This window comes from Flavobacterium commune, from assembly GCF_001857965.1.
Lineage (GTDB): Bacteria > Bacteroidota > Bacteroidia > Flavobacteriales > Flavobacteriaceae > Flavobacterium > Flavobacterium commune.
Map to the genome: position 1 here is coordinate 189,464 of NZ_CP017774.1, position 19,405 is coordinate 208,868.

The 19,405-nt window shown below is 35.1% G+C and carries 11 protein-coding genes; 5 read left to right on the forward strand and 6 right to left on the reverse strand.

The annotated features are described in order from the left end of the window. Positions 1 to 133: 133 nt before the first annotated feature. Both BIW12_RS00720 and BIW12_RS00725 read right to left on the reverse strand, forming a co-directional pair. Positions 134 to 1,135: a PorP/SprF family type IX secretion system membrane protein gene (locus BIW12_RS00720; protein ID WP_071183349.1), complete on the reverse strand. Its 1,002-nt coding sequence runs from the start codon at positions 1,133 to 1,135 to the stop codon at positions 134 to 136. A gap of 16 nt (positions 1,136 to 1,151) precedes the next feature. After that, the gene (locus tag BIW12_RS00725; RefSeq protein ID WP_071183350.1) at positions 1,152 to 5,507 is read right to left on the reverse strand and encodes a PKD domain-containing protein; all 4,356 of its coding nucleotides are present in this window, start codon (positions 5,505 to 5,507) and stop codon (positions 1,152 to 1,154) included. 188 nt (positions 5,508 to 5,695) lie between these two features. Here BIW12_RS00725 and BIW12_RS00730 point away from each other — a divergent pair, with 188 nt between their 5' ends. Next, complete coding sequence (locus BIW12_RS00730; protein ID WP_071183351.1) at positions 5,696 to 6,583, forward strand: carbon-nitrogen hydrolase; 888 nt, start codon at positions 5,696 to 5,698, stop codon at positions 6,581 to 6,583. A gap of 152 nt (positions 6,584 to 6,735) precedes the next feature. On the opposite strand, the gene BIW12_RS00735 is transcribed toward BIW12_RS00730, so the two are convergent. Next, positions 6,736 to 8,253, reverse strand: coding sequence for a choice-of-anchor I family protein (locus BIW12_RS00735; protein ID WP_071183352.1), 1,518 nt, complete (start codon positions 8,251 to 8,253; stop codon positions 6,736 to 6,738). 215 nt (positions 8,254 to 8,468) lie between these two features. After that, entirely contained in the window at positions 8,469 to 9,725 is a 1,257-nt protein-coding gene (locus BIW12_RS00740) for an OmpA family protein (protein ID WP_071183353.1), read from the reverse strand. Positions 9,726 to 10,028: 303 nt separating this feature from the next. Here BIW12_RS00740 and BIW12_RS00745 point away from each other — a divergent pair, with 303 nt between their 5' ends. After that, positions 10,029 to 11,069 carry an agmatine deiminase family protein gene (locus tag BIW12_RS00745; protein ID WP_071183354.1) on the forward strand — a complete coding sequence of 347 codons (1,041 nt, stop codon included), beginning with the start codon at positions 10,029 to 10,031 and terminating at the stop codon, positions 11,067 to 11,069. A 158-nt stretch (positions 11,070 to 11,227) separates the two neighbouring features. Here the strand turns inward: BIW12_RS00745 and BIW12_RS00750 are convergent, their stop codons facing one another. Both BIW12_RS00750 and BIW12_RS00755 read right to left on the reverse strand, forming a co-directional pair. Beyond that, the gene (locus tag BIW12_RS00750) at positions 11,228 to 11,938 is read right to left on the reverse strand and encodes a DUF3307 domain-containing protein (RefSeq protein WP_071183355.1); all 711 of its coding nucleotides are present in this window, start codon (positions 11,936 to 11,938) and stop codon (positions 11,228 to 11,230) included. After that, positions 11,932 to 12,537 (reverse strand): transcriptional regulator, encoded by a 606-nt coding sequence (locus BIW12_RS00755; protein WP_071183356.1) that lies wholly within the window; start codon positions 12,535 to 12,537, stop codon positions 11,932 to 11,934. The genes BIW12_RS00750 and BIW12_RS00755 overlap by 7 nt, the downstream gene beginning before the upstream one ends. A gap of 246 nt (positions 12,538 to 12,783) precedes the next feature. On the opposite strand from BIW12_RS00755, the gene recG reads away from it, so the two are divergent. The 3 genes from recG to BIW12_RS00770 all read left to right on the forward strand — a co-directional run bounded on the left by recG (position 12,784) and on the right by BIW12_RS00770 (position 19,400). Next, a complete protein-coding gene (gene recG, locus BIW12_RS00760; protein ID WP_071183357.1) occupies positions 12,784 to 14,895 on the forward strand; it encodes an ATP-dependent DNA helicase RecG in 2,112 nt (703 codons plus the stop codon). A gap of 256 nt (positions 14,896 to 15,151) precedes the next feature. After that, a complete protein-coding gene (locus BIW12_RS00765) occupies positions 15,152 to 16,213 on the forward strand; it encodes an efflux RND transporter periplasmic adaptor subunit (protein ID WP_071183358.1) in 1,062 nt (353 codons plus the stop codon). 91 nt (positions 16,214 to 16,304) lie between these two features. Further along, a complete protein-coding gene (locus BIW12_RS00770) occupies positions 16,305 to 19,400 on the forward strand; it encodes an efflux RND transporter permease subunit (RefSeq protein WP_071183359.1) in 3,096 nt (1,031 codons plus the stop codon). Positions 19,401 to 19,405: the final 5 nt, after the last annotated feature.

Here is a 19,405-nt window from a genome sequence, read left to right on the forward strand (position 1 = left end):
CGTTTTTTTTAAACCACATAAGTCATATAAGTTTTTTACTTTATTCTAGTATCTCATTTAATAACAAATAAGACCATATAAGGTATGGCAGTATTTTTATGACAATAAATTATTCTTATTACTTACTTCTTTATTATCTTCCAATATAATTAGGGCAACCAAAACACTTTTTGTCCAAATTAAACTGATAAGTCAAAGACAATTCATAAACACCACCTGTTTTTCCTATTTTGGTAGTATTCATATCATACGAAAGTCCAAATCGTAAGTGATCGTACTGCAATCCTGTAAAGAAATTCATGGAAGTTAACAAATGACCGTCTATACCATTTTTAGCAGGATTAGTAACCGCAGTAGCACCAAAAAACATCTTTTCGAATAGTATGGAAGCACCAATATCTAAACGATTGTAACGACCTTGCTGCATATAGTTAGCCGTTGCAAACATCTTAGTAGCATAAGGAAAAAATTGGACGTCGATATAATCTGCCAAAAGAAATTCGTATCCTGTACTCAATGAGAAAAAGGTATTCAAAGGTACGTTTCCATCTTTATTAAAAGCAATGTTGGGTTTATTGAGGTGTTTCATAGAAAGACCAATCCATAAATCTTCGGTGTTAAAAACCATAGCTGCTCCAATATCAAAAAAACCTACCTTATCATTTCTTAATGCCGGATCTATTGAAGTTGAATTGTTAATCCCGGTTCGAATATTAATTTGGTCTTCTAAAAGTAAATTCTGAAAAGCAAAAGATTTGGATCCAAACCCTACTTCGATTGCAGGTCTAAAATCCCATTCGTCACTTACTCGAACTGTGTAAGCATAGTTAGCATTCAACTGCGAGAAATTATAATTGGTAGCACTCTCCCTTTGGTTTAAAAAACTAACTCCCAGTCCGCTGTTCATTTCGTCGCTCCAGGTATTGATAAACGCATAATCGGTATCAATTTTTAAATTCAAATCAGGCCATTGTTCTCTGTGAATAATTCCCATGTAAGTAGTTTCCATATAGCCGGTAAAAGCCGGATTTAAGGTTTCAGGAACTAAAAAATATTGAGTAAAAACAGGATCCTGTGCTTTAACATTCGAATAAAAGAAACACGAAATCAAGATAATAACTAATTTAATTTTCATTTGTAATTGTACTCTTTTATTTGATTAATGTAACTGTACCTTCCTGAGTAATGGTATGATTGTAGAATGTTTTTCCCATCATTTTGAAATAATAATTCCCATTTTCGGCATCTAAATCTTTTACTTTTCCATTCCATCCTTTGATGGTTTCTCCTGTTTCGCTGTAAATCATACTTCCCCAGGTGTCATAAATATGCAAAGTCACCTCAACAAAACCTAAGAATACAGGTGCAAAACTATCATTAGTTCCATCATTATTAGGAGTAAAAGCTGTTGGCATTTCGACACTATAGCCTTTTTCTACCTTTATAGTTGAATTATATTCATATTTGCACCCAAAAGGATAAGTCACTATTTGTTTGACTGTATAAGTCCCTACTCGGGTATAAATATGGGACGGATTTTCTTCGTCAGAAAAATTACCATCACCAAAATCCCAAGAGATATTGGTATAATCTCCTGTTGCTAAATTGGTAAACAAAATAGCATCAAAAATAGAATACAAGTTGTAAACATCATGTCCATAAGAAGCAAAAGAAAAATTAGGATTCCCTAAAACAGGTGTATTAACACTAAAAGAGAAATCTTCTTTACAGCCAAAACTATCTTCAACACTAAAAACAATCAATCCGTTGTTATTCGTATTCATAATTTGGTTATTGCTTCCGCTAACCACACCGTCAGACCAACTGAGTGTATAAGGCGGAATTCCTCCTTTTACACGACCTACAAAAGTTTGCTTTACAAATTTAGTATCACAATCATAATCGGTTATCGTTTCCACGGTAGGTGTTAATTGTTCAAATCGGGTGATTTTCCATGAATTGGTAGCTTTACAACCATTGGCATCTGTAACATTAACAATATAATTATCGGGTGGCAAATTGATTAAATCTTTGGTTGTAGCTCCATTAGACCAAGCATAAGTAAATGGTGGAGTTCCTCCTGTAACAATTAAATTTATTGCTCCGGTATTTGCATTATTACAACTCAACGGATTGGAAACATCAGCCCTTAACTCAATAGGCAAAGGTTCATTTATAATAAAGCTTTGTTCAATCTTACATAATTTTTTATCTGTAATAACTACGGAATATCTTCCTGGAGGTAGATTGTTTCGTTCTACACCGGCAGTTGAATTATCACTCCAAACTAATTTTATAGGAGCCACTCCTCCTACTAAGTTCAATCGGATGTGACCGTCTTTAGCTCCAAAACAGCTAATTTGTTTCACATCGGGTGTAATCGAAAATTCAGGAACATTGTCAATAATAACGGGAAATACTTTTGGACAACCTAAAGCATCTTCTACAGTAATAATATAAGTTCCTGCCGATAAATTATTTTGTACTCTTCCTGTCCCTAAATTACTCCATTTAATAATATAAGGCTCCCCTGTTGTAAACGGAACACCTCCTGTGATATTAGTAATGGTGATAGATGCATTGGCATCATTATAACAGGCGATTTCGGTTTTAGTATATGTTAATTTTATTTCACTATTTTGAGTCAAAACAACCACTAAATCATCAGTACAGCGCGAATTATCAGTAACTCTTAATCGATAAGTTCCTGCGGGTACATTGCGTAAATTCTTAGCCGTACTGGTAAATCCGTTAGGTCCCGTCCAGAAATAGCTATAATTAAAAACTCCCGGACTCGTTTCTACCGCTCTTCCTCCTGCTACATTGACATCAATTTCTCCTGTAGCATAACCATAACACAGAATATCCTGCTGTCTGGCCAAAGTAACATCCAATAAAGGCGGATTAACAATGGTATAAGTATCTTCAATAACATTGCAATTTCGAACCTCAGTAATTTTTACGTGATAAACACCTTCTGCCAAATTTCTAAGATTGTTTGTTCCCGGAAATGGATTTCCGTCTTTAGTCCAGACATAGGTATAAGGTGCTGTGCCTCCGCTTACATTCAAATTAATTTGTCCGTCATTCATATTATGACAAGAAATATCTGTTTTAGAAGCTGTAAAAGCAAATTGGTTTGGCTGATTGACTACATAAGTTGTTGAAAACGGACAACTTCCATTATCAGTAATAGTCAAATTATAAGTTCCGGCTACTAAATTTGAAATATCCTCATCAGTACTTCTAAATCCACTAGGACCAGTCCAAGAAAACTGATAGGGATCTCCTGTAGTAAATGGAATTCCTCCTCTTACTGTTAAATTAATGGCACCATCAGTAGCACCAAAACAAGTTGCATTTCTAATAACAGGATTGGAATTAATCAAAGGATCTACAATTATGGTTACTGTAAAATTTGGTCCTGGACAACTTCCTGCTGTAGGTGAAACAGTATAAGTAACAGTAGCCCGATTACTGGTATTGTTCGTTAATGCCTGACTTATATTGGTTCTGGGACTTGACTGCGCCGATGCACCACTAATTGCACCTAGAGGTGAAACTGTAGGTGTTGACCAAGTATAAGTTGTTCCAGCGGGTACATTATCGCCTCCTCCGCTTCTTGGAGTAATTGTAAAAGAACTACCACTACAGATTTTATCTGATTTAGCAGCAATGATAGGCGACAAAACGGTATTTACAGAAAAAGTCCTCGATTTTGTATCTGAACCACAGCTATTGCTTACTGTTAAAGTAGCGGTATAATTTCCACTGCTTGCATAATTAATTGGTCCCGGATCTAAAGAAGTAGAACTCGATGGCGTTCCTCCCTGAAAACTCCATAAATAAGTCAGTTCTGAGCTTGGCGCACAATTTTCAACTACTTTTGCCACAGGTCGTATCGTAGCCGAATTACAAAAATCAGAAATAGGATCTAAAGTAATGATTGGTGGTTTCTTGACCTCAATGATTTTTCTCATTTCCCTTTCAATACCACATGAATTTACCGTTGTTAATCGCAGGGTGTAAGTTCCTGAAACAGTAAAATTAATTACCGGATCTTTTGACCTTGAACCTGTCCCTGCAGTAAAATACCAACCCGGATTTTCATTTTTACAATAAGGATCATAATAATTTATTATATCCCAATAATAACTCTGAGGCCCACAAGCCTGACTTGTATCAGTAGTATTGGTTATTTGCGTATTCGAATTAACACAGGCACTCCCAAAGGTAAAATTAGGTTGTAAAACAGGTTCTACACAAACAGTTCTAGTAAATCTTTGTCCTACTCCACAAGGTGTTACGGCGTCTAAAGTCACAGTATAAGTACCGGGACGAGTGTAAACATGAGCAGGACTAACTTCTCTTGAAACAGCTGTTCCATCACCAAAATTCCAGGTGTAAACATTTTGAGTACTACAACCATTGGTGTAACCTGCAACGGTAGTATTACTAAAAAAAACAGCTGAATTAACACAGGCAATATTGGTTGTACTAAAACTTACTACAGGTTTGTCTAAAATAATAATAGGCCCTGCGGTTAAATTAGTGCTTCCACAAGAATTAGAGATTGTCAAAATAACGGTATTTCCGCCAGGACAATTAAAACGGCTAAAAGTATGCGGAATGGGAAAATTTCTTGAAGCAGTAGGATTTGCAGCATTATAATATACTGAACTTTCTAAATCCGATTGAGTAAAGTTCTTTGCTGTTCCGTCTCCATAACTTATCTGATATCTTGTGTCGGAAGGATTCAATGCCCAGGATCCAATAGCAAAATCCATCGGAGCATCTAAAGGCACACAAAAATTGGTTGTATTTCCGGGAGAAATCAAAGCTCCCACAGGATTATTGGAATTCTTTACAATATACGAAATTCGATTGTTACATCCGCTTGCTCCCACAGCTGTAATCACCATATTAAATGAACCTAATTTAGTGTAAGTATGTTGCTTAGGAAAACCAACATTAGTTTCTGTACTTCCATCGCCCCAATCAATATTATAAGAAGTAATACAAGCCGTGGAAGCTGACCTGTTATCTACATCAATTGTGTAATTGGGATTCGAATTATTATCTCCACATCGCTCAAAATTTGACGAATTTAAGTTAACAAACCTTAAATCGGGCTTTTGCTGTACTGAAACAGATTTAGTAACTGAATTATCAAGTCCGTTTCTATCCCTAACCGTTAGTTTGACACTAAAATTTTGAATTCCACAACCTAAAGCAGTAAAACTATGCGTGGGATTACTATCAACAGACGTGGTTCCATCTCCAAAATCCCATAAATAAGTATAGGGCGCATCGCCAGTTACGATAGGATTAAAAGTGATTGGCGTATCTGAACAGCTGTTATTATTAGTAAAACTAAAATCGACTGTAGGAGGTGCTAAAACCGTAGTTTCCACAACAGTACTTAGATTACTGGCCATTAAAGAATTAACTCCCGGCATTGTAATTAACACTACTAAAACAGCTGCAATTCGATATATTTTGAGCATAAAAAACAAAATCTATAATTTTCTGACAAAATTATATATAATTTTGAATAACTACACATTTTTAAAAAATAAATGTAAAATCCACTTTTTATTGAAATTCAAATCTCGCAATCCTTAGCAATAGGAACTAAATTTTCATTTCTACTCTTCATAAAAATCCCTACTTTTGCAGTCTAAAATTTTTATCGATGCCAAATAAAAAATACAAAATAGCCGTTATTCAGTTGAATTTGAATGATATTGCCGAAAATAACCTAAAAAAATGTATCAGCTGGGTTAGAGACGCAGCCGCACAAGGTGCCGAAGTCATTTCTTTACCTGAATTATATAGCAGTCATTATTTCTGTCAAAGTGAGGATGTTGACAATTTTGCATTAGCAGAACCATTGTACAGCACTTCTTTCATTGCTTTTAGCGAATTAGCAAAAGAATTAGGAGTGGTAATTATTGTTCCTTTCTTCGAAAAAAGAATGGCTGGAATTTACCACAACAGTGCCTACATCATCGATACCGATGGAACAGAAGCTGGTTTGTACCGCAAAATGCACATTCCGGACGATCCTGCTTTTTACGAAAAATTCTATTTCACTCCAGGTGATTTAGGTTTTAAAAACAATCCAACCCAAAAAGGAAATATTGGAACATTAATCTGTTGGGATCAATGGTATCCGGAAGCAGCTCGAATTACCGCCTTAAAAGGTGCCGAAGTATTGTTTTACCCAACAGCAATTGGATGGCATCCACAGGAAAAAGAACAATATGGCGAAAACCAATATGGTGCCTGGATGAACGTTATGAAAGGACATGCCGTAGCCAATGGCGTTTATGTAGCTGCGGCTAACCGAATTGGTCTAGAACAATACTTACCCGATACTCCTGGAATTGAATTCTGGGGAGCTTCATTTATTGCTGGGCCACAAGGTGAAATTTTAGCACAAGCCTCACACGACAAAGAAGAAATTCTAATTGCCGAAGTCGATTTAGACTTACAAGAAAATGTGCGTCAAAACTGGCCTTTCTTTAGAGACCGAAGAATTGATGCTTTTGGAGATATTACTAAAAGAGCGATTGATTAATTTCTTTTATAACAAACAAAAAAATCTACCAATTGTAATTACTTACTTTTGGTAGATTTTTTTTACGAAGCTAAGATACTAAGGCTCTAAGTTTAAACTAAAGCCAAATATAATCTTAGCAACTTAGCATCTCAGACTCTTAGCAACTTTCTTTAATTCAAATCAGGTTGAAAAAACTTAACTGCTCCATCACCTTCACTACTTACCACTAACAAACTTCTTTTGTTTGGACTTTTAGAAGCAGGAATAAACAGCAAACCTTCTGGAGCATCACCTGTTTTTATACTTTGTAAATATTGTGGTGCCGATGGATTAGTAATATCATACACCATTACCGTATCGGTTCTTTCCAAACCTACAAACAAAATATTTTTGTTTCCCATTTTGGCTACTACCACAGCTTCAGGTTCTGAACCTTTATCATCACTACGAGCGTCATCATAAGTACCAAAATCATTTGAACGTTTATCCAAATCATTTTTACTATCAAAAACCAAACTTCCGAAATTTCCGTTCCAAATAGTAAATGAACGTGCTCCAAAACTAATTAACTCGTCTAAATCTCCATCATTATCTGTATCACCTTCTGTGGAAACTAAATTCAAACGTCCCATTTTAGCATCGGTTTTCAAAGTGGCTGCATCAGGAAAAACAGTTGGATCTAAAGTCAATGATTTTAATCTGGCAACATCCGAATAACCATTATATTCTCTGGCATCACCTTCGTTGGCAGTAATAAAATATGGCGTTCCATTTACTATGTAACTTGCAACAGCATCAGGCATGAACAATCCTTTTAGTTTCCATGGTGTAAATGCAACAGCTAAATCTTTATCACTAACATCAATTCCGTTTTCGACAGTGTTGAAATCTTTGTAACCTAATCCAAAAACAGAACTTATCGTTTTGCTTGCCAAATCAACTTTAGCCACTCCGTTATTTTCTTGTAATGTAACCCAAGCCGTTTTAGAATCATCTGAAATCGTAATGTATTCCGGCTCAATATCGGCAGCAAAACTTTTAGTTGTTTTCGAAACTCTAAATCCTTTGGTTTTCAAAGTAGCTAACTGACTTTCGAAAGCAGCAAAATTTAAAGTTGTTACCGCATAATTATTAGTAACATCAATAATCGAAATTGTCCCATCAGGATCTACCGAATAATCAGCATTAGGTTCACCTTCGTTAGCAGTCATAATATATTTCCCGTCAGGCGAAAAAGTAACCATATCAGGCAACGCTCCCACAGTAATTTCTTTAATTAAAGTATAATCAGAAGTATTAAAGACCAGAACTTTTCCATTTGCTTGCTTATTAGTTGTCGATTCTAAGGCTACAGCCAGCTTACCACCGTAAACAGCCACACTATTAGAAGCTCCGTTGTAATCAGACAAATAAATCGATGCAATTTTTTTAGGACTCGTAGCATCCGATAAATCTATAATGTCAATTTGATTCGTTGCGCTGTTGTTTACTGTAAAAAGTCTTTTAGTTGTTTCGTCATAAGCACTAATTTCAGCCGCTGCTTCACCACCTATTTTTAATGAACCTACTTCTTTAAAACTTGCCACATCTTCGTTAACTTCAATTTCCTTGTTGTTGTCAGCTTTATCATTTTCGCAACTACAGAAAATAAAAAGAGTAGCCAATAATGAAATTCCAAAATTTTTCATGTTTTATAATTTATTTGTTTGGAGCAAAAATATATTTCGAACAAAGCTTTTGAATTAAGCCATCATTATGAAATCTTTAATTTAAACAGGAAAAACAGCAGCTAAAACCTGCTTTAATGTTAAGATATCAGAAACTAATGAAAAAATAAGGTGCAAAAAAAAGGCTGTTTCAACTTTACAGTCAAAACAGCCTTTTTATTATTTAGTTGTAAAAATTAATTCACTTTAAAAGTAACTCTTCTTACGATTTGACGTGCTTCAGCAGAATTTTTATTCACTGATGTATCTTCTCCATTCCCTTTCACAGTTAATCTTGAAGCGTCAATTCCAGCATTAGTTACAATATTTTTAACCGCTTCAGCTCTTTTTTGAGATAATTGTTGGTTATAACTTGTATTACCTACCTCATCTGCATATCCTATGATATCCGCTCTTTTAGATGGGTTATTTTTCAAATATTTAACTAAAAAGTCAACTCCTGATAATGAAGCGTTTGTTGGTTTAGCTGAATTAAAATCAAAATATACATTTACGTATCCTCCATTAATTAATTCTTCAACAGTACTGTTAGTAAGATTACTATTCTTTTGTGCGTATCTGCCATCTAAATAACTTTCCATTTCATCCGGAACTCCATTTTTATTATTATCAATAGATTGTCCTTTTGTATTAACAGCTACACCTGCAATAGAATTTGGTTCCAAATCATATAAATCAGCTACACCGTCTTTATCAGAATCAATAAGAGCTGTTTCGATTAAAGATACTCTATTTTCTAAAGCATCAAATCTGTCAGCTTCACCAATCCAGTCAGCATGTCTTTTATTTTTACCTAAGTAAAAAGTAAGACCTAACGATGCGTTAAAAATACTTCCGTTAAATGCTTTTGCGGTTGTTTGTGACATCCCGTCAAAATTATACGTTTGATTACCATTGATAATTCCTGTGAAATCTGCTGTTAAAGCAACTGAATTAGATAAACGAACTTGAGTAGTTAATCCCGCAATTCCATTTGCCATATAATCTTCACCATTAAATCCATCTGATGTAAGCATTGAAACTCCAAAACCTCCATGCCCTAATAATCCTATTCTATTAGTCCATGTTTCAAAATTCAAAACTCTTCCTAAATTGATTACCCCTTGTAAATCAGTTCTGAAATAATTAGAATCAAAAGCAAAAGACTCTTTTCCTTCTTTTAATTTATCGTATCCAAAATCTAACTTCAAACCAAATTTTGGGTTAAACATATACCTTACTCCTAAATCTGCATGAAATAAATTAGGTGTATCTGTATAAAAACCTGCTGTCATTGCACCAGTTGTTTTATTAATACCACCATTTAATTCGATAGACCATTTGTTATAGGCACTTACATCAACAGTTTTTTCAGTAGAAGCTGTTCCCATATTTTGTGCACTAGCAGCAAATGAAAGTACGAATAAGGATAAGGTTGCAATTTTCTTTTTCATGATTATTTAATTTATATTCTGTTTTTAAAATTTAGCACAAATATAAATCATATTATTCTTATAGTTGTTATTTTAAAGTTATATAATCCCAATATTTTCTGGATTCTTCTTCATCTCTTGACCTAATTGGATACATAAAAAAGTAGCACCAATCTGACTACCAAAAAGTTAAAACCCAAAACAACATAAGCTTACAATTTCTTAAAATAATGTTATTTTTTTATTTTGTAAGCTAAATTAGCCTCATCATTTTAAATTCCCATTGAATGTTTATATTTGCGGTCATTAAATTTTAGCTTTTTTATGACAACTACAAACAGAAGATTTCCCGCCGAATGGGAAAAACAAGAGGGAATTTTACTTTGTTTTCCGCACAATGGAAATGATTGGCCTGGAAAATACGAAGCTATCCAATGGGCATTTGTAGAATTCATCAAAAAAGTGGCTACTTATGAAAAAGTGTTTTTGGTTGTTATTGATGAAAAACTAAAAGCCAAAGTAACCGATATGCTCGATAGAGCAAGAGTAAATCTGGAACAAGTTTCATTTATCATCCAAAAAACAAATAGAAGCTGGATGCGTGATTCAGGTCCTATCATAGTGTATAATAACGGAAAAAGAGAGGGATTAAACTTTAACTTCAACGGCTGGGCAAAATACAAAAACTTCCAACTGGACAAGCATGTTCCTGCTACTGTTTCAGATTTCTTAAAAATACCATTAACACAAGTAACCTATAAAGGAAAACCAGTAATTGTAGAAGGTGGTGCCATTGATGTAAACGGTCGTGGAACGCTATTAACTTCGGAAGAATGCCTGATGCACCCGAGTATCCAGGTGCGTAACGCCGGTTTTACTAAACAAGATTACGAAGCTGTTTTTAAAGAATACTTGGGTGTCACTAATGTAATTTGGTTAGGCGATGGAATTGCAGGAGACGACACTCATGGACATATTGACGATTTAGCTCGATTTGTAAACGAAGACACCATTGTAACCATCGTAGAAACTGATCCTAATGATCCTAACTACAAACCTTTACAGGACAATTTGAAGCGTTTACAAAATACCAAGTTGGAAAACGGAAAACCACCTGTTATTGTAGCTCTACCCATGCCAAAACGCCTGGATTTCGAAGACTTAAGATTACCGGCTAGTTATGCTAATTTCTTAATTTTAAACAATTGTGTTTTAGTACCAACTTTTAATGACCCAAATGATAGAAAGGCTTTAAATATTCTGGCGGAATGTTTCCCGGACAGAGAAATCATAGGCATAAGCGCAATTGATTTAATTTGGGGATTCGGAACCTTACATTGTCTAAGTCAACAAATTCCAGAATAATTTTATTTTAGCCCACAAATTTTAATCTAATCAATATTTACAATTTGTCAGAATCTGCTAAATCTGCGTGAAAATACATAAGCACGCAGATTTTCACAGATCAAAAAAAACTTTGCAAAACTTCTATAAATCTTAGCGTAACTTTGCGGTAAAATTTACTATATCTGTAAAAGTCCCTTATAAAGCATCGCAAATAAAATTCCGAATCCAAAACTCAACAAAGTTCCTATCAAAATATATTCGGTCAAACGAACATCTTTGGATTCTTTTAAATCACCAAACCTGAAAATAGATTTCGCAGCCAATAAAAAACCGATTCCTTCCCAAAAATTCATCACCACAAAAAAGAAAATAAAAAGTCGTTCCAGAATTCCAATGTATTTCCCTGCATTATTGGTATCATCGGTTTTAATAAGTTGGTCACTCCATTTAGACAACAGTACTTTTAAAACAATCGCACTCACATAAGTTACCGAAACTAAGGCCGTAATCAAAGCTAAATTTTGCTGTGAGTACAAACTTGTTATAGAAATTTCAACTGGAAAATAATAAACTACTACTACTGCAATCACCACCAAATGCAACAGCTGATCGACAAAAAACCAAAGTTTTTCCGTTTTCTTTTTTTCGAAATACAATTTGGCACAATCAATTCCAAGGTGACTCAAAGTCACAAAAGCAACTCCTAATAAATAATTGCTGTTAAACTGAGTTGTAATCAACAATAATATAAAATGTAATCCTACATGAAAATACAAATACTTCGATTTGATTTTTTTCTTCTTCTTGTCTTTTACCCAGACAGTTGGCTGCAACAAAAAATCACCTAACAAATGAGCCAAAAGCAAACTTAAAAATAATGCTACCATTGTTTTTTGATTTCTTGTTTATAAAATGCAATCATATTTTTCAATTCTTCATGAGCTGCTCTTTTTAACGAAGCACTTATCGAACTTTGGCTTTTTTTATTCAGCACCGTAGCCAATTGATTTTGATTTATTTCAGGATTTTCAAATGCTTTTTTAATAACCTCCGCAGATGTACTTGTCCAGTTATCAACAATCATCAGCATAAAAGAAAGAATAACTTCAAAAATTGAATTAAATTCTATCCAAGGCGTTTGTATTCCTAATGTTTCTTTTTTCAAACCTTCAAAACATTCCCCTGAATTGATAAAAGCAGTACCATTCGATTCGGTTATCTTATCAGCACTATAATCAACATTACCCACACCTATTGCCATTCGAACATCAAGCTCTTTGTGTTGTTTGATTGTAGCTTTAATCAATAATGCTATTTCGAGGGCATCTTCGGCGGGTACAAGCAACTGAAAACTATCTCCTCGATAAATTTCCCAATCTTTAGGTTCATTGCCATAATTCTTCAAAACAGCCTTCAAATCGGTCAGCCATACTGACGAAAGGACTTTTCTGGAGTGCATAATATCCCCTGTAATTACTGCTTTCATATTTTAAAATTTGATGCAAGATACAAAATTATCGCCAAATAAAACGATATTTTAAATTATCATCAAATAACACGATAATTAAAATTATCATCAAATAAAGCGATAATAAAACCAAAATTTGCATTTTCAGAATTCCCAATTATAAACTATCTTCGTCTTAAAATTGAAAGATGCGACTTTGACGAATTGAAGATTTCTAAGAAATCTAAAATCTAAAATCAGCAATCTAAAATCTAAAATCAATTCATGTCCTCTAACAATCTCCTGCTCACTCCTATCGAATACTTAAAAGGCGTTGGTCCTAGTCGGGGCGAATTGCTTCGAAAGGAATTGGGGATTCATAAATATGCAGATTTACTCAATTTTTACCCCAACCGCTACATCGACCGAACCCGTTATTACAAAATTAACGAATTACAAAACAATGTAGCCGAAGTACAAATCATCGGGAAGATTATCAATATAAAAACCGTAGAATTTGCCAAAGGCAGAAAACGTCTCGTGGCGACTTTTATCGATGACACCGGTCAGATGGAATTAGTATGGTTTCAAGGGCACAAATGGATTAGAGAATCCTTGAAATTAAATCAAATCATAGTGATTTTTGGAAAATGTACTTCGTTTAACGGCATGTACAACATGGCGCATCCCGAAATCGAATTGTGGAGCGAACACGAAAAAAGTTTGCGTTCGGCGATGCAACCCGTTTATCCTTCGACCGAAACCCTGACTAATCGGGGGATTTCAAACCGGGTAATCAACAAAATGATGCAACAATTGTTTTTGGAAACACAAGCCTTGTTTACAGAAACCCTGCCTGATTACTTAACGCAAGAGTTGAAGTTAATTCCGAAGAATGCCGCCTTATTTAATATCCATTTTCCTAAAAGTGCCGATGCCTTGGCGAAAGCTCAATTTCGATTAAAATTTGAAGAATTGTTTTTCATCCAAATCCAACTGATTATGAAAAACCTGATTCAAAAACACAAAATAAAAGGACATTCATTTACCAAAGTAGGCGAATTTTTCAACGAATTTTACCAAAATCATCTGCCTTTTGAACTGACTAACGCTCAAAAAAGAGTGATTAAAGAAATCCGAACCGATATGGGAACCAATGCCCAGATGAATCGTTTATTACAAGGTGATGTAGGTTCGGGAAAAACCATTGTGGCTTTTATGAGTATGTTGCTGGCGATGGATAACGGTTTTCAGGCTTGCCTAATGGCACCAACAGAAATCTTAGCCAATCAACATTTTATCGGACTTTCTGAGTTAGCTAAAAAACTAAATTTAAATATAAAAATACTTACTGGTTCAACTAAAACTTCAGATAGAAAAATCATTCATGAAGAACTGGAAAATGGTAGTTTACAAATCCTTATTGGCACACACGCTCTGCTGGAGGACAAAGTAAAATTCCATAGTTTGGGCTTAGCCATTATTGACGAACAACACCGTTTTGGAGTAGAACAACGTTCCCGATTGTGGAAAAAAAACGATATTCCGCCACATATTTTGGTAATGACCGCCACTCCTATTCCGCGAACTTTAGCGATGAGTTTGTATGGCGATTTAGATATTTCGGTTATTGACGAATTGCCTCCGGGTCGAAAACCCATTCAAACCGTGCATCGTTATGACAGCAACCGCTTGAAAATTTGGAAATTTATCAGAGACGAAATTGCTTTAGGCCGCCAAATCTATATTGTGTATCCATTGATTCAGGAATCGGAAAAAATGGATTACAAAGATTTAATGGACGGTTACGAAAGTATTTCCAGAGATTTTCCACTACCAACTTATGCTATTTCTATTGTTCATGGCAAAATGAAACCAGCGGATAAAGATGCCGAAATGAAACGCTTTGCCGAAGGAAAAACCAATATTATGGTGGCTACAACTGTAATTGAAGTGGGCGTAAATGTTCCTAATGCTTCGGTTATGATTATTGAAAGTGCCGAACGTTTTGGACTTTCGCAACTGCACCAATTGCGGGGTCGCGTAGGACGTGGTGCAGAACAAAGTTATTGCATCCTAATTACAGATCATAAACTGAGTTCCGACAGCAAAACCCGAATGGAAACTATGGTTCGCACTAATGATGGTTTTGAAATTGCCGAAGTCGATTTAAAACTTCGTGGGCCAGGAAACCTTATGGGAACCCAACAAAGTGGCGTACTCAACCTTCAAATTGCCGACATTGTTAAAGACAGAGAAATATTATCGCTCGCCAGAGCACATGCTATAAAAATTCTATCAGACGACGCACCTTTACAAAAACCGGAACATGCTGTTTTGAGAGCAGTCTATATGGAATTGACTAAGAAAAAAAATATCTGGAATTATATTAGTTAAAAAACTGATAGAATACAACTTAACAGCAATAATACAAAACAACAGCACTTTTTTTTAGTAATTTTAAAAAAAGGAAATAAACCTTTCTTTAAAACAAATGTCATATTAAGATGCGACAATTAAAAAACACACTTTCTACTTGTTAAATTTTGTTTAAAATAAAATTGTTGTACCTACAAATATCAAATTTACTTTTAACTTGCAAAGTCTAAAGATTCCCATTAAGAAAGTCTTTTTTACCACAAAATCTACTTTTATGAAAATTAAAAACATAGTTTACGCTTTATTAATCATCGGATTAGGTTCCTTCATTACTTATAGGGTCATCGAAAACAAAAGCGACTCTGAAAACGGTAAAGACAAATCAGATAAAAAAAGTCCAATTGCAGTAAATGGAATTGTAGTAAAACCACAAACTTTTGAGAACAATCTTTCGTTATCAGGTTCTATTGAAGCCAATGAACAAGTAGAAATTCGCTCAGAAGTTTCAGGAATTGTAGAAAGTATTAACTTCAAAGAAGGGAGTAATATCAGTAAAGGACAACTGCTTTTTAAAGTTAATGATTCTGAACTAAGAGCGCAATTAAGTCAAACAACTACTAAAGAAAAACTGGCAGCCGAAAATGAAAGAAGAGCTAAGCTTTTGCTACAAAAAGAAGCAATAAGTCAGGAAGAATACGATATTGCCCGAGCAGAATATGCTTCGGCTAAAGCACAAAGTCAATTAATCAAGGCTCAAATTGCTAAAACTGCAGTAAGAGCACCATTTTCGGGAAAAATCGGATTGCGTTCCATTTCACCGGGAACTTACATCACTCCTACCGTTTTAGTTGCCAAATTAGTCAATGTCGAAAAAGTAAAAATCAGTTTTTCGATTCCTGAAAAATATGCGGCACAAGTAAAAATGGGTGCTGTAATCGATATTAATGTTTCAGGTTCTACAAATAAATATACCGCAAAAATATACGCTATTGAACCCGAAGTAGAGATTACAACTCGAACGTTGAAAATTCGTGCTATTGCTGATAATACTGATGGGAAACTATTCCCTGGAACTTTTGCTGATGTAAATTTACCATTAAGCACCATTAAGGATGCTATTGTTATCCCAACAGAAGCTATTGTACCGGTACAGAATGGTAAAAAAGTTTTTATTTCAAATATGGGCAAAGCCAAAGAAGTCATGGTTGAAGCTACTACCAGGACCGATTCTTCAATTTTAATACTTTCAGGATTAAATGCAGGAGATACTTTAATAACCAGCGGTGTAATGTCATTAAAAGATGAGGCTCCAATAAAAGTAAAAGTAAGAAAATAGAAATTTCATTTATGTGTTGGGGTTATGATTTATATATCTAAACTCTAAAATCATAAATCATAATTCTAAAATCATAAATCTACAATCTCACATGAGTTTATCCACCACAAGCATAAGAAGACCTGTTTTGACAATAGTTTTGAACCTTTTAATCATATTATTTGGTTTAATAGGATACAGTTTTTTGGGAGTTCGCGAATTCCCTTCGATTGATCCTGCACAGGTTTCTATTCGCACGAATTATACAGGAGCCAATTCGGATATTATTGAATCCCAAATTACCGAACCACTCGAAAAAGCGGTCAATTCCATCGATGGTATCCGAAACATTACTTCGTCCAGTAATCAGGGAAGCAGTATTATTACCATCGAATTTAATTTGGACAAAGACCTTGAAAGTGCTGCCAATGACGTGCGTGACAAAGTATCTCAGGCTGTTCGAAATTTACCCAAAGACATTGATGCTCCACCAGTAGTTTCTAAAGCAGATGCTGATAGTGAGTCCATTATTTCGATGACCCTTCAAAGTGACCGCAGAAACTCATTAGAATTGAGCGATTATGCCGAAAATGTCATTTCGCAACGATTAGAAACCATCCCGGGAGTTAGCGGCGTTCAAATTTGGGGACAAAAACGCTATGCCATGCGTTTGTGGATTGATCCCGTAAAATTAGCCGCTTATGGCTGTACTGTTGCCGAAGTTCGCGATGCCTTAAATGCACAAAATGTAGAATTACCATCAGGAAAACTAACCGGAAGCAATACCGAATTAGCCGTAAAAACCATTGGAAACTTATCCAGTGCCGAAGAATTCAACAACATCATTATTAAAACCGAAGGAGACAAAATTGTTCGTTTTAGTGATATAGGAACAGCCAGTCTGGGAGCCGAAAACATCGAAACACAACTAACATCATCAGGACTTCCAATGATTGGTATGGCTATTGTGCCTATGCCGGGAGCCAACTATTTAGATATTTCAACAGAGTTTTATAAAAAATATGAAGCCTTAAAAAAAGATTTACCCGAAGACATCAAACTCAATATTGCACTGGATAACACTGCTTTTGTAAAAAAATCAGTGCTGGAAGTTGCCGAAACTTTAGGAATTTCTATCATTCTGGTAATCATTATTATCTACTTGTTTTTTAGAGATTGGGCCATTGCTTTCCGACCTTTGATTGATATTCCAGTTTCGTTGATTGCTACCTTTTTTATTATGTGGCTTTTTGGTTTTTCAATAAATGTCCTAACGCTTTTAGCAATTGTTTTAGCAACCGGACTTGTAGTTGACGACGGAATTGTAGTTACCGAAAATATCTTTAAGAAAGTCGAAGAAGGTATGTCGCCGATTGAAGCAGCTATAAAAGGTTCTAACGAAATTTTCTATGCCGTAATTTCGATTTCGGTAACTTTAGCAGCGGTATTTTTACCTGTTATCTTCTTAGAAGGTTTTGTTGGGAGACTGTTCAGGGAATTTGGGGTTGTCATTGGTGCAGCAGTACTCATTTCGGCATTTGTAGCCTTGACTTTAACCCCTATGCTAAATGCTTATTTGATGAAAGGAGGCGAACAGAAAAAATCCGATTTTTATGTTAGAACCGAACCTTTTTTCGAAAAATTAAATAGCGGTTATGCTAATTCGTTAAAGGCCTTTATGGATAAAAAATGGATTAGTTTTCCAATTTTGATTGCTTGTTTTGGAATTATTTATTTATTCTACACTTTGTTGCCTAAAGAAACAGCGCCTTATGACGACCGAAGTTCGATTACCATGCGTATGACCACACCTGAAGGTTCTACATACGAATATACCGATCGTTTTATGCAGGAAATTTCAAAATTAGTAGATGATTCCATTCCTGAAAAAAAAGTAAGCTTAGTGATATCATCTCCCGGATTTAGTTCGGCTTCTATTAATAGTGGCTTTGTCAGACTCACCTTGAAAGATGTTACCGAAAGAGAAGCTTCGCAAAAAGATATTGCCGATAAATTATCCAAATGGACTAAACAATATCCAAACGCTAAAACATCGGTTATCCAACAGCCTACAATTGCCGTAAACCGACGTGGTGGTTTGCCAATTCAATATATTATTCAGGCTCCAACATTTGAAAAATTGCGTGAAAAAATTCCCGTTTTCATGGAAGAAGTGGGCAAAAGTGATGTTTTTTCGATTACTGATGTCAATTTAAAATTCAATAAACCCGAAATCAATGTAACTATCGACCGCGACAAAGCCGAAAGTTTAGGCATTTCGATACTTGATATTGCCCAAACCTTACAACTATCCTTAAGCGGACAGCGTTTTGGTTATTTTATTAAAAACGGCAAACAATATCAGGTTATTGGTCAATTTGACCAAAAAGACCGCTCAAAACCGCTTGATTTAACTTCGATATTTGTTAAAAACAACAAAGGCGAATTGATTCAGATGGACAATGTGGTAAGTGTTGAAGAACAAAGTAACCCTCCACAATTGTATCACAATAACCGCTATATGTCGGCAACAATTTCAGCCGGTTTGGCTCCCGGCAAAAGCATCAGCGACGGAATTGATGCTATGAACGAAATAAAAGCAAAAGTTCTTGATGATAGTTTCACCACCGATTTAGGAGGAGAATCCAGAGATTTTGTCGAAAGTAGTTCCAATACATCTTTCGCTTTCGGACTGGCTTTATTATTAATCTTCTTGATTTTAGCAGCTCAATTTGAGAGTTTTGTAGATCCGTTAATTATTATTCTTACTGTACCAATGGCGGTAGCCGGAGCCTTATTTTCATTATGGTTATTTGACCAGACCTGGAATATTTTTAGCCAAATTGGAACAGTAATGCTCATTGGTTTAGTAACTAAAAACGGAATTTTAATTGTCGAATTTGCTAATCAATTGCGGGAACAGGGAAAATCCAAATACGAGGCCATTATGGAAGCTTCGGAAGCTCGTTTAAGACCTATTTTAATGACGAGTTTAGCCATTGCGCTGGGAGCTTTGCCTATCGCAATGTCGCTTGGAGCAGCTTCTACCAGTAGAATTGGGATGGGAGTAGTTATTGTAGGAGGAACTATATTTTCACTAATATTGACCTTATTTATTATTCCGGCACTTTATTATATGTGGTCCCGAGCTAAGAAACATTATCCTGAATTTGACCGTATTGACGAATACGAAAAAGCTAGTAAATAATTTAT

Coding starts and splice junctions, on each gene's coding strand:
- BIW12_RS00750 (WP_071183355.1), bottom strand. CDS start 11,938: ATGGTAGCATTATTTTTAAGTTTGCTTTTGGCTCATTTGTTAGGTGAT.
- BIW12_RS00745 (WP_071183354.1), top strand. CDS start 10,029: ATGACAACTACAAACAGAAGATTTCCCGCCGAATGGGAAAAACAAGAG.
- BIW12_RS00730 (WP_071183351.1), top strand. CDS start 5,696: ATGCCAAATAAAAAATACAAAATAGCCGTTATTCAGTTGAATTTGAAT.
- BIW12_RS00770 (WP_071183359.1), top strand. CDS start 16,305: ATGAGTTTATCCACCACAAGCATAAGAAGACCTGTTTTGACAATAGTT.
- BIW12_RS00735 (WP_071183352.1), bottom strand. CDS start 8,253: ATGAAAAATTTTGGAATTTCATTATTGGCTACTCTTTTTATTTTCTGT.
- BIW12_RS00740 (WP_071183353.1), bottom strand. CDS start 9,725: ATGAAAAAGAAAATTGCAACCTTATCCTTATTCGTACTTTCATTTGCT.
- BIW12_RS00765 (WP_071183358.1), top strand. CDS start 15,152: ATGAAAATTAAAAACATAGTTTACGCTTTATTAATCATCGGATTAGGT.
- recG (WP_071183357.1), top strand. CDS start 12,784: ATGTCCTCTAACAATCTCCTGCTCACTCCTATCGAATACTTAAAAGGC.
- BIW12_RS00725 (WP_071183350.1), bottom strand. CDS start 5,507: ATGCTCAAAATATATCGAATTGCAGCTGTTTTAGTAGTGTTAATTACA.
- BIW12_RS00720 (WP_071183349.1), bottom strand. CDS start 1,135: ATGAAAATTAAATTAGTTATTATCTTGATTTCGTGTTTCTTTTATTCG.
- BIW12_RS00755 (WP_071183356.1), bottom strand. CDS start 12,537: ATGAAAGCAGTAATTACAGGGGATATTATGCACTCCAGAAAAGTCCTT.